Origin of the sequence: Fischerella sp. JS2, assembly GCF_032393985.1 — a bacterium.
GTDB lineage: Bacteria > Cyanobacteriota > Cyanobacteriia > Cyanobacteriales > Nostocaceae > Fischerella.
Genome location: NZ_CP135918.1, coordinates 6,846,288 through 6,862,888, shown reverse-complemented (window position 1 = coordinate 6,862,888; position 16,601 = coordinate 6,846,288). Strand labels below are relative to the sequence as shown.

Annotated in this window: 13 protein-coding genes; all 13 read right to left on the bottom strand. The window is 36.1% G+C overall.

Annotation, left to right across the window (positions count from 1 at the left end; genetic code table 11):
- Positions 1-18 precede the first annotated feature (18 nt).
- The gene (locus RS893_RS29405; RefSeq protein ID WP_315789087.1) at positions 19-1,230 is read right to left on the bottom strand and encodes a glycosyltransferase; all 1,212 of its coding nucleotides are present in this window, start codon (positions 1,228-1,230) and stop codon (positions 19-21) included.
- Positions 1,231-1,255: 25 nt separating this feature from the next.
- The gene (locus RS893_RS29400) at positions 1,256-2,422 is read right to left on the bottom strand and encodes a glycosyltransferase family 4 protein (RefSeq protein WP_315789086.1); all 1,167 of its coding nucleotides are present in this window, start codon (positions 2,420-2,422) and stop codon (positions 1,256-1,258) included.
- Between the two features lie 11 nt (positions 2,423-2,433).
- On the bottom strand, positions 2,434-3,588 hold the full coding sequence (locus tag RS893_RS29395; RefSeq protein WP_315789085.1) for a glycosyltransferase family 4 protein: 1,155 nt from the start codon (positions 3,586-3,588) through the stop codon (positions 2,434-2,436).
- Between the two features lie 27 nt (positions 3,589-3,615).
- Positions 3,616-4,350: a class I SAM-dependent methyltransferase gene (locus tag RS893_RS29390; RefSeq protein ID WP_315789084.1), complete on the bottom strand. Its 735-nt coding sequence runs from the start codon at positions 4,348-4,350 to the stop codon at positions 3,616-3,618.
- 83 nt (positions 4,351-4,433) lie between these two features.
- Entirely contained in the window at positions 4,434-5,702 is a 1,269-nt protein-coding gene (locus RS893_RS29385; RefSeq protein WP_315789083.1) for a hypothetical protein, read from the bottom strand.
- 152 nt (positions 5,703-5,854) lie between these two features.
- A complete protein-coding gene (locus RS893_RS29380) occupies positions 5,855-7,099 on the bottom strand; it encodes a glycosyltransferase family 4 protein (protein WP_315789082.1) in 1,245 nt (414 codons plus the stop codon).
- A gap of 49 nt (positions 7,100-7,148) precedes the next feature.
- Positions 7,149-8,312, bottom strand: coding sequence for an acyltransferase (locus RS893_RS29375; RefSeq protein WP_315789081.1), 1,164 nt, complete (start codon positions 8,310-8,312; stop codon positions 7,149-7,151).
- Between the two features lie 79 nt (positions 8,313-8,391).
- Positions 8,392-9,516 (bottom strand): glycosyltransferase family 4 protein, encoded by a 1,125-nt coding sequence (locus tag RS893_RS29370; RefSeq protein WP_315789080.1) that lies wholly within the window; start codon positions 9,514-9,516, stop codon positions 8,392-8,394.
- Positions 9,517-9,620: 104 nt separating this feature from the next.
- Positions 9,621-10,661 carry a glycosyltransferase family 4 protein gene (locus RS893_RS29365; RefSeq protein WP_315789079.1) on the bottom strand — a complete coding sequence of 347 codons (1,041 nt, stop codon included), beginning with the start codon at positions 10,659-10,661 and terminating at the stop codon, positions 9,621-9,623.
- Between the two features lie 35 nt (positions 10,662-10,696).
- Positions 10,697-11,884 carry a glycosyltransferase family 4 protein gene (locus RS893_RS29360; RefSeq protein ID WP_315789078.1) on the bottom strand — a complete coding sequence of 396 codons (1,188 nt, stop codon included), beginning with the start codon at positions 11,882-11,884 and terminating at the stop codon, positions 10,697-10,699.
- A gap of 39 nt (positions 11,885-11,923) precedes the next feature.
- Positions 11,924-12,847, bottom strand: coding sequence for a hypothetical protein (locus RS893_RS29355; RefSeq protein WP_315789077.1), 924 nt, complete (start codon positions 12,845-12,847; stop codon positions 11,924-11,926).
- A 299-nt stretch (positions 12,848-13,146) separates the two neighbouring features.
- Positions 13,147-14,970, bottom strand: coding sequence for an ABC transporter ATP-binding protein (locus RS893_RS29350; protein ID WP_315789076.1), 1,824 nt, complete (start codon positions 14,968-14,970; stop codon positions 13,147-13,149).
- 49 nt (positions 14,971-15,019) lie between these two features.
- Positions 15,020-16,588, bottom strand: a complete 1,569-nt coding sequence (locus tag RS893_RS29345; protein WP_315789075.1) for a hypothetical protein — start codon at positions 16,586-16,588, stop codon at positions 15,020-15,022.
- Positions 16,589-16,601: the final 13 nt, after the last annotated feature.

Sequence of the window (16,601 nt, the reverse complement as noted above, 5' to 3'; positions counted from 1 at the left end):
TCAGAGCTTATATAATTTTTATCCATTAGAAGCTGAATTACTACTTATAGCAAAATATTCCGTCAAAGAATTCCTACTAATAATAGCTTGATAAACTTGTACTAATTTTTCAGCAGAGCGATCCCAAGTGTAGTTTTGGAAGATAAATTCACGAGCGCGATCGCCCATTGCTTTTGCTTGTTGAGGATGACTCAGGCAATGAATTAAAGCATCTGCGATCGCATCACTATTGATATCAACAACATAAGCAGCTTGAGCTATTGCTGCTTCTGGAAAATTGCAACCATTGGTAATTACACAAGGTAATCCTGAAGCCATTCCTTCTAAGACGGACATACTAAAGCCTTCTGAATAAGAAGGAGCAACATATAAATTAGCAGCAGCAAGTGCCGCAGATTTTAGATTTCCTGTCAGCATCCCCGTAAAACTTACAGCATCTAAACATTGTGCTTGACGAAAATACCTTTGAACCGTCGTCATGAACCCGATGTTATCAGGACCTGCTACAACTAAGTGTGTTTGAGGAAACTTGTCATGAACTTTGGCAAAGGCAGGAGCAAGCAAGTCTAGACCTTTTTTAGGATCAATGCGACCAAGAAAGAGAATCAGACTTTTGTTACGTGTAATCGGAAACTGCTGATAAAAAATTTCTGGTTCTGGTAGGTATTCAAATTCTTGGCGGTGAATTCCGTTAGGAACATTAACAATTTGCTGAAATCCCAGAGATCTGACATTACTAGCTTCTAAGCTTGCTATCACGTGGATTGCATTAGCATTTTGTAGGGCAGCTTTCTCTAACAAATTATAATATATTTGCTTTTTCCGGGCTTTGTAAGATAATGCCCAAGGCTCTAGCATTCCATGCGGAGTTACAACATAGGGAATATGCCGATATTGACACATCCAATCAACTATTAAAACAATTGGTGCAAACACTGTGTGACAATGAACTATATCATACTCATGAATGTGTTGACATAACCAAATAATTAAAGGAATACTAATAACAAAATCTTGACGATTCCAACATGGAAAATATATGATTCTATAGTTTTTTTTATCTATCCACTTCTTCAAAGGAACAGAAATCTTTTCTAAATTATTCGCATCTGTGGTAACTACATCAACACTAGCATCAAGCTTTCCAATTGCTGATGCTAATTCTTCCACTGCCTTGGGAATTCCACCATAATTAAAACCGATATAAGGTGTAAAAAATAAAATTCGCATTGCTTAAATAGTATTTAGAATTTAATTAATTCAAAATTTTTATAGTAGAAATTGCTTTAAAAATACCATCAGCAAAACTCTGGGGACTAAATTTAGTTACAATCTTTTGACTCAATTTTCCCATTTTATTTCTTACATCTGGAGGCATTCTATGAATAGTTAATAAAGCTTGAGTCATTTCTTGAGTCCTCTCTGGATCGAATAACAAACCATTGTCATTATCTTTGACAAGTTCGTAACTAGCTCCCACTAAGCGGCTGGATACGATTGGTAAACCAGCAGCACAAGCTTCGTTCACCACTAAACCCCAAGGTTCTTGTAAAGCAGGATGTACAAAGGCATTCGCTAAACCGTACCAATCTCCTATTGCCTGGTAATTAATAAAACCAGGTAAGTGAACGCAGTTATATAATTTTTTTTCTAGTATGAGATTACGGATAGCTGCTTCTTCTTCTCCGTTGCCACATATTGCTAAATCCCACGCTTGAGCTTCTCCTATTTGTTGGCGATAAATAGCAAAAGCCTCCACAAGGCGGTAAACATTTTTGCGTTTAAGCAAGCGAGTCACAACTATAAAATATGGTCTAGCAGGAATTTTTGGTTGTCGCCGCCTTGCAGCAGCAGTATCAAACCTTGCCAGCTGAGCTTGCTTTGCAAAATAATCGTTGTCAACAGCATCGTAACCCAAAAAAATCCTCTCTTGAGGAAAACCTAACTTGATTAGATAGTCACGATGCATTTCACCTCCTACCAGTGCTGCATCAAACTTACTGATATATAACCAAAATTTTAGTTTTTCCTTCCACCACTGCCGCTTTTCATCATCCCACTTAGTTTCGCTCATCACAATTGTTGGTATTCTGTGGCGCTGGCACCAAGAAAGCGCTGTACGTGATATACTAAATCCCCAACCAGGAATAACAACGACATCTGGTTGGAGATTATCTAAACAAGAAGGTAGTAAAGCAGCAGCTTGTTCTTCTGTATAAATGGCTGTGCTAGCTTGGGGTAAAATAGTTTTCAGAGGAAATGTAATTTCCTGCTCCAAGTATCCCCAAGGATGCTGTAAAGTGTTGTCTGTAGCTTGAATTGCTGTCAAACTCCAACCTTTTTGTTGACAAGCCGAATAGACAGCACGTAATCGAGCAGCATGGTAGCTGCCAATATTAATAAAAATGACTACTATATGCATCGATTTTTTACCTAAGCTATGCCAAGAGCAACAAGGGTTTCACTTGCCATTCTCTGTAAGGAAAAGTACTTCTGAAAATCTTGCTGTCCATTTGTAGCTTGCTGTTTTAGCCAAGATAGTTGATTAATCGAGTTGATTAATGTGTTACCAAAGGATTCAGGACTAGCATCAGTTGCAACACTCACCCACAAAGCATGTTCAGCAATATCAGACGCACCATTAAAATTGGTAACTACAGCAGGTATTCCCCTTCCTGCTGCTTCTATTAGTGCCAGTGGTAGACCCTCAAAATGACTTGTCATCGCATAAATATCCAATACTGATAGATATGCTTCTGGATGCTCCTGCCAACCTGTAATGTACCATGTATTTTCAGGAGCGTTTTCACGCAAATATTTGTCTAAATTTTGTCTCTCTGGGCCATCACCTATTAATAGTAAACGACTTCTCATTCCCTGTTTGATAGTCCATAACCATGCATCTATTAGTAATTGAAGATTTTTTTGCAAAACGAATTGACCAGAGAAGCCAATAATCGGTAATGGTTCTGACCATTTGCTAGGAAGAGATGGATGAGATGTAATAATTTCTGAAAACTCACAACCATGATTAACTACTTTAGTAGGGCGTGGATAGCTGTAGTAGTTTTCAAATTCTTTCTGACTATCTTTAGAAACAAGAATTAAAGAATATGGATGTTTTTTATACCATTTACGAAGTAATTTGCCACGAAAATTACCTAATAGACGTTGATGCTTATGGGCTGTCATGGGCATATGGATAATGCCACCTACAGGTGCGACTTGAGACATCAAAGCACCAGCCACATAATCAAGTCCATCCTCGTCATATTGCTGATTGACTAAAATGGCATCAGGCGAAATCTGCTGGCATGACTTGGCAATTTCTAACTGTTGATTTTGATCAACAATAGATTGCACAAATCGCAAAGGTCGGGAACGCAATCCTAAAAGATTTTTCCGATGTACATGCGCTCCCTCAATAATCAGCAATTTTGCCCAATTATCCATATAACTAGCTGTCGAGAGCAGTACATGTACTTCACAGTCAAGTAAGCGTAAACCTTTAGTGAGATATATTAAATAACGTTCCCCACCACCCCGATCACTGGAATTGGAACTAATCAAAAGTAAACGCTTATTCATTGCTTATCTTTCCAGATTGTAAATGAGTCAATGTGGTAATACAAACTCATAAATCATTGTCTTTGCAAATATCTCTGGTCTGATGCCTAAGTTGATAAAAAATGGCGTGAGACCGAAAAAAACTTTTGTATGTAAGTTTGATAATTCCTGAGCAGTCACAGCAACACCTATAAAATTATCTAGAATTAAACCATGTCGCTCTCCCAACTCGCACAAAGTACAAGGATCAAACCAACATACATGATCGACATTATCAATGTATGGTGAACCATTCAATATATTTTTAAGGACAACATTGATATACCAAGGATTAGGAACTGATAACACTAATCGTCCTTCTGGTAATAGCATTTTGGTAGCACTTGCCAATAGATTTCCAGGTGTGTCTAGATGTTCTAAAACTTCTCCACACACAATTACATCAAATTTTTCTTCTAGTGGTGATTGAGTAATATCAGCACAGATAATGTTAAATCCCATTGATTGTAATTTTTTTACATCATCCTCAAGGATATCCACACCTAAACAAGTTTTAGCATGCTGACACAAATTTTTATGCAACCAATCAGGGCTATGTATTGCCTCAATAGTATGTTCTACAACACCAATATCAAGAACATTTCTTCCTTTAACTAAATTACATAGATAATCAATTCGACTATTAATTAATTTTCCTTTTCTTGCTTTAGTAAGAATTTCTTTCCGAAATTGCATTACTTCAGATGAATTAGGATCTTTTGATAATTGATACCAACGTTTCATATTCTTTAACTATATTTAACTAAAAAATATTGACAGTGAATTGGAATGCTCTAGTGTTCAAATTTTAACTGATATTTCTCCATTCATTGTAAAAAAAATAGATGTTTTATTTTGGAATAATGAACAACTAAACTCAGAAAAATTACTTGAAATATCGCCTGTTGTATAAATGCTCCTATACCATGTGTTAGACCGATCATTGCTGGGCTAATTAATCCTAAATACAAAAGTCTACTAAAAATACTTTTATAGTAAACAGCAGATATCCAAAGATTTTTAAAGATGTAACCGATGAAAGCAAAAGTGATACAGCCAAAGTATCCATATTCTGTAAAAGAATCAGCGATACCAGTTGGTGTAGTGCCGTTGGGAATTCTATAGGCATATAGATTTAGTAGTAATTCATCATATTTTTCTCGAAAATTAAATTGCAGAGATTTTTTAAATTCAAAACCTACAAGTTGTCCAGGTACATACTGAAATACAATCCCATCCCACCATCCACCACCATAGCCATACAAACCAGTTTTATCTACAACGTCCATAAATAATGCTGCATTTCTGAGTTCTAATATTTCGCCTTTTTGTTGTATGGCAAATGCATTTTGAGCCGAAGAAATTACCGCTTGCCAATTTCCACTAAAAACTAAATTCCAAAAATCACCACGTAAGGCACCAAATAAAGGAATGAGAAAAGCCATTACAGATATGCCTGTAATCACTAACCATCTAGGAGGTATGCGACGGTGAACAAGCCACAATGAAAGACCTATTATAATCGCCAATGTCATTGTGGGTTGACGACGGCCTTTCAGAACAGCATCTATAAGAGGTGAGGCAGAGATAACTGTACAAATAATATTGATAGCATTGGGACGCTTCCAAGCTTGTAATAGGAAAATCCCAAAAGCAATATTGCCAACTTGGGCTAGAAAAAGATATATAGTGGCTGGTCCTGTCCAGTTACCATTTGCTGCGATGTCAGGAGTGGTACGAGAAAGTAAAAAATTAAAAAACCAGCCCTGCGCCATCAGGGCTATTCCTCCCCTAAATAATTTACGTTCATCGACAATGATATTTAGCTTTGCCAACCATTTTCTATTTGGTTTAAATTCATAACCTATCAAACAGGAAGCAGCACATAGGCACGATACTAACAATACTCTTTCAAGAGCTACTTGGTTAACTGGGCCAGGATTATCAGTTAAGGCAAAAGCTTGAGGCAGCACAAAAGAAAGAAACATACTACCCATGAAGAATGGGTATTGATAAATTCGCTCTACGCGAATTACTCCCCAGCCTATCAAACACAGGCAAGTAATAACTAGTAGATTCAGATATGTGTGAGCCATGAACGTGGGGATTTATATCACATAGGTATAACTCCAATTATTACAGAGTATTTGAAATAAGTTCTCTTTTGTAATACACCAAAAATACACGTCATGGTTTAGAAAATTATTTTTTAACTAGCAATTTAAATCAATATGCGAGTTCAATAAAACTAATTAACTAAAATATGCCGTAGTTTTTCTTCAGACTCTTGAAAGAGATTTTTTAAATATTCTTGAGTATGAGCTCTTTTTTCATAGTTCTTGCCTCTTGGATAAAGCTCCAGTAAATTATTAGCGATCGCATCTTTATCTCTGACAGGTACAATAAAACCATCTATTCCTTCTCGGACAATAGAACCTGAATTATAAGTGGTAATGATAGGTACACCAGAAATCAAAGACTCATAAGTTACCATTGCTGAACCTTCACACAGAGAAGGCAGCACAAATACATCAGCCCAAGCATATAAATCTGTAATTTGTGAACGGGGTACTCTTCCCATAAATTCGCACACATCGCTATACTCAGTAGCACGCTCTGGTTTAATTTCCAAAGCGCCTGCAACTTTGCAAGTAAAAGGTATTTTTCCTTTAATTTGTCTGAGAGCTTCTAGTAAATAAGGAATACCTTTTCTAAGGCTAACTGTACCTACAAATAATATTCTTAGACCGTCTCCTCGTTCTTGGGGAGATTGGTTAATTGGTTGATATTGGTCTGTTACTTCATCTTTCAGTCTGCCTAACGGTACTATAGAAATTTTGTTAGCATCAACACCTCTAGCTAAAAGAGAGTCTTTGACAAAACTAGAACCACAAATAATATGATCAGCTAAGTCTTGTTCACAATGCTCTCTTTGCAAGAGTTCTAAATCATGATCACCAACTGTAAAGGGTGACAATGACCATCCTTGCCAATATTCTTCCTCTTTCAGGAGTATAGGATGCACAAATTGCCAATCAGCAAAAGTTTGATCAAGAATACAGCGAATACCTTTATCTTTCGCATATTCAAATAACTCTAGACAAGCGCTGTTGAATCCATAAATAACATTGACGTTTTCTAAACCATTTTTAATTATCTGTCGGCAAAATTCCCTTCCTCCCCAGACACATACTTGTGATGCATTTTGAAGTGAAGTATTCTTCCAAGCTTGGACATATTGATAGCCAAATTTAGGAAAGTGAGTAATTTTTGCATCTTTGAGGTCTGGCTCGTATCTATCTAAACCTTTTTTGAGAGAACTGGGCAAATTATTGTAAATTATAGGATTACGTAAGAGGCTGGTAAACCCACTATGACCAGAATAAAAATCGGTGTAAAGCCTATCTAAAATCCCCCAGCGATGAAATAACAGAGGTTCTTGATAGTGTTTTCTAGCACCTAGTTGTGCTACTAAAACTTTAGTATTTTTCATAAAAATTTTAGTAATTATATTTATTTAGTGGATAGATAATAAAATATTTTTATTTTACAAAATTCTGCAAAAACTTTGGATATTTTAAAGTCCATCTTTCAACTAATAAAAATAACAAGTATCCACTTATGATTGATACAAAAATAGCTAATATTGTAGGTATTAAAGTCTTAAAACTCTCTCCTGAAGGAGATAACAAAAATTTGAACATAAGTATGCTGGGTACGTGAATAGCATACAATGAGTAACTAAAAGTTCCAATTCTTGCCAGCCAAATACCAACAATATTTTTCCAAAATAACTGCCCAGAAAATGTTGTACTCCACCATATTAAACCTCCAAATACTAAGGTAGAGGTGAAATAACTAAGAGGTTGATATCCTGATAGTAGTGCTGGAACAGTTAATATAGCTCCTACGATGGAGAGTAACCAAAAATTTTTGGGTATAGAAGCTCTACCAGCTTCTATTTCAGCTAAATAAAATCCAAATCCCCAAGTAAACCAGTAAGGTAAGAAAATAGGTACACCATTATTACGATAAGGCAATTTGTTTGAAAAACCAAAAGTAATGTCGAAAAGTATGTAAATTACACTGACTATCAAAGTAACACTGATAGCTTTCGTTGCCCCAAATTTGCGAGATATATAGTACAACAAGGGGTAAATTGCGTAAAAGTGCAATTCTAACGCCAAAGTCCAGAAAACACCATTGCTACCAAACGGTGCTGCTGCTAATCCTTGCAGAGATAATAAACTCATTATGAAGGCAAAAAATGAGTTATCTTGACCAGGGTGAACATACGTTGGGTGATATGTAATTAGATATGCATCAATTATTGCTGTTATACAAAGACTGATAAAATAGACGGGATATATTCTCCACAAACGACGAGCTATAAATTGTTTAAGCTCAAGTTTCGTATTAGGGTTTTGTGATAAAGTTAATGCATTTTTACGATGAATACAGTAACCACTAAGAACAAAAAATAATGCAACAGCTAATCCACCAAGAGAAAAAGGTGCTGTTGCATATCCTAACCAATTATTAATATCTAGGGATAATCCATATTGTCTCCATGTTTCACTCAATCCTATCCATAACATGGCTCTAGCATGATAAATAACAACTATGAGTGCTGCTAATCCTCTAAGAGAATCAATTGAATTGAGACGAGCAATATTTGATTTAGCTGTTGTGCTGTTTTTGTTCATAAAGTGAGAGTTAAATTTAATTAGATCAGCTAATTACAGCACTATAAATTTTTTATAAAAGCTACCAAAATATTCATACTTATTGTTTACATAAATTACTTAGAATGTTTTCGTAATTTTCAGCAACTTTCTCTGGGTCATACCGTTCTAGATAAGCTGAATATATTGTTTCTGGACATACTGCATTTAGCTCTACTAACTTTGCCATTTTCATTAAGGCATCAGCAAAGTCGCTAGGGTTAGTAGACTCTACTATTCTGCCTAGACGAGAATCAGACAAAATCTCTGGGAATGCTCCTACGGCTGTAGCAACAATTGGTCTACCACCACCCAAAATTTCCAAAGCTGCTAAACATTGCCCTTCTCTGCGAGAAGTAAAAGCAAAAATGTGACATGATGCTATTGCTGTTTCTACTTCATCATTAGGAATATTCCCATAAAAAATAACGGATGATTTTATACCTAAATCTTCAGCTATTTGTTCTAATTGCTCACGCAAATGTCCATCACCGAAAAGATGTAAGCTAAGTGTTTGTTGCTGTTGGATTTTAGATTCATAAAATTGGAAATATTTTTTTTGTAATTTGCTAAATGTATTCAGCAACAAAGGAATATTTTTATCTTCTACAAGTCTACCCAAAAAGCCAATTTTTAATTCCTGTAGTGGGGGAAACGGTCTAGGTAAAAGAGGTTTGTGAGGTATGAGTGGAAGAGATTCGATTTTTCCTTGATAGCCAATTTTATATAAATCATCTATAAATATAGATGATTGTACTAGAATTAAATCAAAAAAACTTAATGCCTCTATAATTTTTATGATTTCAGAATCATGAAATATTTCTGCTGGTCGGTAGGCCGTTATGTAAATGAACTTTGTATGATTACTAGCTTGTAATTTCAGTATTTTTAAAATACCAATAGGAAAGAGCTTGTTCAGAATAATAACATCAGCTTGTTTGATTTGTTGAAGACCAAGAGGCAAAAGCAGCCAATCTGGTATATGCCATTGACAGCCCCATCGCCAAGGAGAATGGATAATTTTTACTTTTGCTTGTTTGATTGCATCCAGAAGAGGTGATTTTTGTCCCCAACAGACTAGACGACAATCATAATCTTTAGACTGAAGATAACACAGAAGGTTTTTACAGAATGTTTCAATTCCTCCTAATGGAGCAAATCCGCCACAATAAAAGAGGATTTTCATAAAAAAATTCAATGGAGAAAAATGTATACAGACTAGTCTAAAGCTTATAAATTAATAGCCAATAAATATAAAAGATAATAACTGAGTTTTAATGACACTTTTAATTATCTGTTATTCAAAATTTGCTCAAAGAATCGTAGGTATTGATTCCCGATGGTGCTGACAGCAAAGTCATGCGATCGCATGTATGCTTTCTTGGCCAAATTTTCTTGCAAATCTGGACACTCCCTGACTTGCATCATACATTCTGCTAACTGTTGGGCATTACCATTTGCAAATACCATACCGTAACCTTCTAGAACTTCTCCTAAACCACCTTCGTGTGAACCAATCACAGCTTTTCCGCAGGCCATTGCTTCTACTGCTACTACGCCCATAGGTTCTGGCCATCGCGATGGCACTACAACAACACCAGCAGCATTCATTGCTTGCACTAATGTCTCACCTCGTAAGAAAGAATGCCAACGCAGTTGAGATGCTATTTCCAAAGTTTGGGCTAATTTCTGCCAATCATTCACAGCAGGTCCTTCCCCATACAAATCTAGTTGGTAAATCTTACCCCTCTGTTTACAAATTGCCAAAGCCTCAAGTAAGGTATCAACACCTTTTTCACTGTCCATCCTGCCAAAAAAGGCAAAATCATTGTTAATTGCAATATTAGGTAAAGGACGAAAACAATCTTCTATTGGGTTATAAATTACAACTCCTTTTCTACTGCCAATTTTTTGTTCAACAGCACGGCTGATGTATACATGACTAGTTGCTAAGGGTAATATTGCTCGTCCTATAATGGGTCGAAGCATATACCGCCAATTCTGATAAGACACAATTAAATCAGGAATGTAAATTTGATGTATCCAAATAATAGGTTTACGAAATAACAGCCACGGAACTATGTGTCGGAAGCTATAACCGTTTGAGACGATAATGTCACTGTTGTTTAGTAAAGCATTCCACTTTGCAAAAGTTGGACAACGGATAACTGGAAAGTTAAAGGTAGTATCTTGGTGAGCAGGTGCAGGGGTGTCAGTAACAACAATGACGGAGTGTCCTTGCTTAACCCAGTAACTAGCCAAAGTATAACTAACTTGGGCAATACCACCAATAACAGGAAAAAACTGACCAGAGTGTAAACAAATCTGCATTGTTTAAGTGAGAAAGCTTCTGCTAGTTCTGTGTCCTACCATCCACGCATATCCCGCAGCCAGTAGCCAAGATTAGGCGATCGCCCAATCAATCTTCTAATTGCGGAACGCAGACGCGGAGGTAAGAGCTGAAAACGATGTACAGGGGGTTGGAAAGGAGTCGGTTGCTGACCTTTTTTACTCCTTTCAATTAGCTGCATAGTAGAGATGTGGTGAATAAGGGTTTCATAGCCTTGCCACATGACTGCTTCATTAAAATTGGATCGTGCTTGTTCAATTACGGCTGCATTAAAAGTTGAATAATTTTCACAAGCGTATAGTACTTGTTTGGCTAGGGCTTGCAAATCGCCTAATGGTGCGAACAATCCTGTTTGATTAGCCTTAGCAATTTCTTTTGTGCCAGTGTCAATATCCCAAGCAACTGGCACACATCCCATACTCATCGCTTCAATCGTAGACATGCCAAACGGCTCAACACGACTCAGCATCAGCAAAACCTTTGCTGATGCTGCTGTAGAAAAAATGAGGTCACGTTGCACATAACCATAAACATGAATCAGTTCTGAATTAGGCAATTGTTCAATCCTAGCTTTAAATTCTGGTGTGACATTACCAAACCAGTGCAACTTACCTGCAAATCTCAACTTCATCAGTTGTTTCCACAAATTGAGGGCATCAAAAGCCCCTTTGGTTGGATTTTCACCACCTAGAAATATCAGTTCATCTTGCCGTATAAGATTTGCATCAGGTTTTTCTGGAAAGACTGTGCCGTTATGAATGACTGACAACTTGTTAGTTTGTTTTAATTGCTGGCGAAATTTACTAGCTACAGTTTCGGATACAGCAATGATTGCCTCTAAATTGTCTTCTTCTTCTAGGGCTTTACGCCAATATCCAGGAGCAGTGTCGTGGACGACGAAAACGCATTTGACGTTTGGGGGTAAGTAGGGAATAATTACCTCAAATTCTCCACAAGCATTAAAAAATAATACATCTTGTGGATTCTCCTTAAGCCATTGCAGCAAGACTTGTGGTGTTTCTGGGGCATAGCCGTACAATTCTAAAGAAGCTACTCGGAAATTATCACCAGTGATCCAAGTGGGTGGAACAAGCATGAGCAATGTTGTTTCATATCCAGCCCTAGCAGCTTGCTGACAACAAGACAAAGCAACAGGTGCAATTCCTCCACCGCGATCGCCAGGAATTAGCCAACAAAGTTTCATATAAAAGTATATTTAATGTGTATATTTAATGTTTTATGCTTATACGTGTAGCTGTTTAAGAACTATTGACTGTCCTATTTTTCGCATTGCAATTCGTGTCCCGCTTAAATAGTGACCACAGTAGTGGATGAAGCTGCAAGTTTTTTCATCATACAGGCGTCCTGTATTGAATTCATCATCAGGTAATATCACTAAATCACTCTGACTCGCAAGCGCTGCGGTAATTGTTTGCTCTGCAAAATGATGATGCATGGGATATCCTGGTGTTGACAGCCATTTCTCCACAATATCAAAGTCAATTAATTGATGATTAATTAGGCAAAAACCTGCACACAAATGTGGTTTTATATCTACTCCAAAATATTGTTTAATTTTTTCTGAAGAAATGCTATAGGGATATTTTTCAGGGTCTTTTGCAAAGACGTTTATAGGCTGAGGATTATTTACTAACTCCCGCAATTTATGAAGTGGCTTAAAAGCAAGGCAATCTGTATCGAGCAGAATGATTTTGTCAGATTGGGACAACATAAAAGCATCAATTAGTTTTGCTCCAAAGACATTAATGCGACGAAATTCTTGGCAGTGTATCAATCCACGCTTTTCTAGTTCTGGTTCAACTAGCTGGTCACGCTCTTGCCTTATAAATATCTTTGCTTGTGGTAAATGTCGCTTTATTCTTTGAATAACTTCGTCGTTAACACTAACATCAGTATGAATAACTAGGCTAACAGGGGCTTGATAATGGTAAACAAATGACTTGGCTGCATATAAAAGGTCTAAATGATGTTTAGCACCAGTTAACATATGTACTTCAGTAACATTTGGAGTGCCGTAGTTAGCTGTGGTTACTGGCATTGTTTGTTCTATATCTATAGAACGCTTCCTTAAATAGTAGTAGTGTGGAAACAAATACCAAAACTGCCCTGTTTGCAGAGTTTTAATTAGAGTTCTAAGTTTACTCATTGTCATATTGTTTAATTTCGAGGTTTATAACAATATTTATAGAAGTGGAATATAAAAAATAGAAAGCTTTATTTTGGTTTAGCAATCCAATTTTCCCAAATAACTTGGCTAACTTCAGAATCTTGAGCAATTTCATAGTCAGACCTCTTAATTTAATACCATTTTGAATAAAATCGCGTAGCTCTACCAGAGTTTCTAAGTTTACTTATCCAGGATCTCGAATACTCTAAAGGTACTTCAGGATTTGAGAAAAAAGTTTTAGTATTTCGCAGCAATTTCATTGATTAACCTAAAATTAACTAACTAGTTTTAATGATTGAATTATCTGAAAATGATTGAGATTGGTAGAGCGAGTAATACGTCCCTCGATTCACTAATAGCTCTTGATGCGTACCCTGCTCTACTAATTTGCCATCTTGAAGCACTACTATTTTATGAGCTTTCTCAATCGTAGAAAGACGATGAGCAATGACAATGACAGTGCGATCGCGGCTGACTTCTTCTATTGCTTGTTGCACTATTCTTTCTGATTTAGAATCTAAAGCACTGGTTGCCTCATCTAAAATCAGAATATCGGGGTCGCACAATATTGCTCTGGCGATCGCTATTCTCTGTCGTTGACCACCAGAAAGTCTAGTTCCTCTATTGCCAACTATTGTGTCAAAGCCTTGTGGTAAATCTTGAATAAATTCATAGGCATAGGCTTTTTTAGCAGCTATGATGATCTCAGATTCGGTTGCATCTGGGCGACCATAAGCGATATTCTCTTTGATGGAAGCATTAAATAAAAACGTATCTTGACTGACCATCGCGATCGCTCTTCGCCAAGAACCAATCTGTAAGTTTCTCAAATCGATTCCATCGATGCGAATATTCCCACTCTCAGGGTCATAAAAACGCATTACTAAGTCTACTAATGTAGATTTACCACTTCCAGATGGTCCAACAATTGCGGTCGTTGTTCCTTTCTTAACTGTAAAGTTGATATTACACAATGTTGGTTCCGAGTTGTTCGGAAAAGTAAAAGTCAGGTTTTCTAATACTAACTCTGACTGCAAACCTTGATAGTGCTGCTGGCCATCTGGTAACTCAGAATTAGCTGTACTAGACAAAAATTCCTGAACGGCCTCAAAACTTCCTTGTAGTAAGGAGATTTCTGAACGTAAACCATTTAGATGATTTACCCTTGGCAAGGTTCGTAATAATGTCAAAGTGTAAGTCAGCAAAATAGGTAAAGTTACATTTCCAGCATTAGAAAACAGACTTACTCCTGTAATCAAAATAATTAATAAAACCGAAATTCCGACTGTTTCTGTCACAGGTGCGACAGCTGAATAGAATCTAAATGCTGTTAACTCTGCTTTATAACGTTCTTGTAGTGCTTGCTTGGTTTGATGTAGTTCCCTTAATTCTGCATTAAATGATTTGACGACTCGAATACCACTAATAATCTCAGTCATCAAAGTAGAAAAATTTTCAATCGCATCAGCTGATCGGCGACCATAAACCCGAATCCCAGCAATCACTGCTCGTAGAGATAGAGCAACTAAAGTCAAACTGACAACAGTAACGATTGTTAAAGCTGGAGATAGTATAATCAAAAAACATAAAAGTAAAGTGACTGCTACTATCTCTCGTAATAATTCAAGCCATCGAGAAAAAAATTGCTCACTGCGTTGAGCCTGTTCATTTACATAGCTGAGAAGTTCTCCTAAACCTGTACGTGTATAGAAAGGAAGCTCTAACTCCAAGAAACGTTCAACACATTTCTGTCTAAGTATAGTACCGCTCCTCAACATGAAATCATTGATATTGATATGTGAGAAGTAAGAGCTAAGATTTTTAATTATCGTTATAAAAAATAAACTTAAAACGACAGATAGCAGTTGCCATGATTCTGGAATATTTGTATATAAATTAACTAAACTATTGAGTAGTCCAGATGATTGAGTATGTGTATTTACCTGATTGTTACCTAATACTTGAGTTAAAGGTAGTACCAACGCTGTGCTAGTGACTTCTAATACATATACTAAAACCGATAATATTAGAGCTTTAGTAGCTAGCCATTTATGAGGCTTAATAAATTCATAGGCAGCATTGATTACTTTATTTTTAAGCATTTTGAATTTTTATTACAACTACTTGAGCAAAATATTTATTTTTAATTAATCATTTTTTAACTTGGCTATCAACTAATTGCCAACGGAATTTATTGGAATCAAAACTTAATTTTGGTGCATTGGAATTTGCAGTGGTATGAACAGCATATGGATCTTGCAAAATCCAATTCATATCAATTAACGTTTTACAACATAATCTATTACGCTTGGCTCTGAGAGCAATATTAATTGCCCAATCATCAAAAATACTAAAACCCACGGTACTAGCCATTGTCGGCCAGGCAGCTTCAATATCAGGATTATGCTTAAGTTGAATATCACCAACAATATTGTTTGTGGCTAGAAAGGCTGCTAAAGCATCTTGACGCATTACCTCGTAACGATAAGTCCCTACTACTACCCAAGTAGTGCTAACACCAAACAACCCTAAAGTCATTAGGATAACTATAAATTTGCGAGAAATCTTGAATCTGTGTTCAAATAAATTACACCAAATCCAACCGAATGCAAGTAGCATCAGTGGAATTAAAGCATATTTTTTCCGAGTATCGAGAGTATAACCACCAGCAACAACAAAAATAAAAGATCCTCCCAACATTAATGAAAGTAAGTAAACAAATAGTTGGCTACTTAAATTTTTGTGATCTTCTAAAAATTGACTTTTTTGTTTGAAATATATAAATAAGCTGACAATAAAAATACTTAATAAAAGAATAAACGCTATAATATTAATCCAGTTCCAAGCAAAAAAAATCAAGTTGCGTGTATCTGAGTTCAACCAAGGTTGAAAAATATATATATTTGTGTACTGATAATAATAAGTTGAAAAAACAGCTTCTGGATTTATAGTGAGTGAACGCCCAAGAGTCTTGTTAACATTACTAAGATTAACTGTCAATTTGGATAAAATCAGAAATGTCAATCCTCCTAAAAAGGGAGCCAACCCAGATACTCTTGTTTGAATATTTTGAACAATAGATTTCCATCGAAATCTATTTTGATATTGCTCAAGCCAGATAACCACACCACTGAGCATAAATGCAAATACAAGATTTTCATATATTAACTGAGTAATGAAAGTTAAAAGATAGCTAATAATAAATATGTATGGTTGCGATTTAGCATTTTTGGCAAAATTTAGTATTAGTAATAGATTCCCCAGAAATAATGTTGTAGACAGCATAGTCGTATAGCCCATAATCTGTACAACTGACTGATATCCCCAAGGGAAAAGACCCATTATTAATGCTAAAACTAATGACAGACTTGTTCTTTTTAGTAGAATTTGGCTAACTCTAAAAAATAAACAGACTGTGAAAATATGAGTAAAAACTAATAGAAAATAACAGAAAGTAGGGTGAGTTGTGTTAAAACCATTGATTGCTTGACCTAAAAGCCGCATTGTTCCCCAAGATGAGAACCAGCTACTAAAATAGGCAAATACACCATCTTTAAATATCAAAGTGAAAACATGTTCATCGCCAATGAGTGGACCTCCACCAAGTACAGGAAACCATGCAGCAAGTACTGTAGCGATGATAATAATGTAGGGAATCATATTGATAAGTTGATGGTTTGACACTTTCAACGTCTCTTGATTTTGCATATTTTTAATCATGTAAATCACTTAA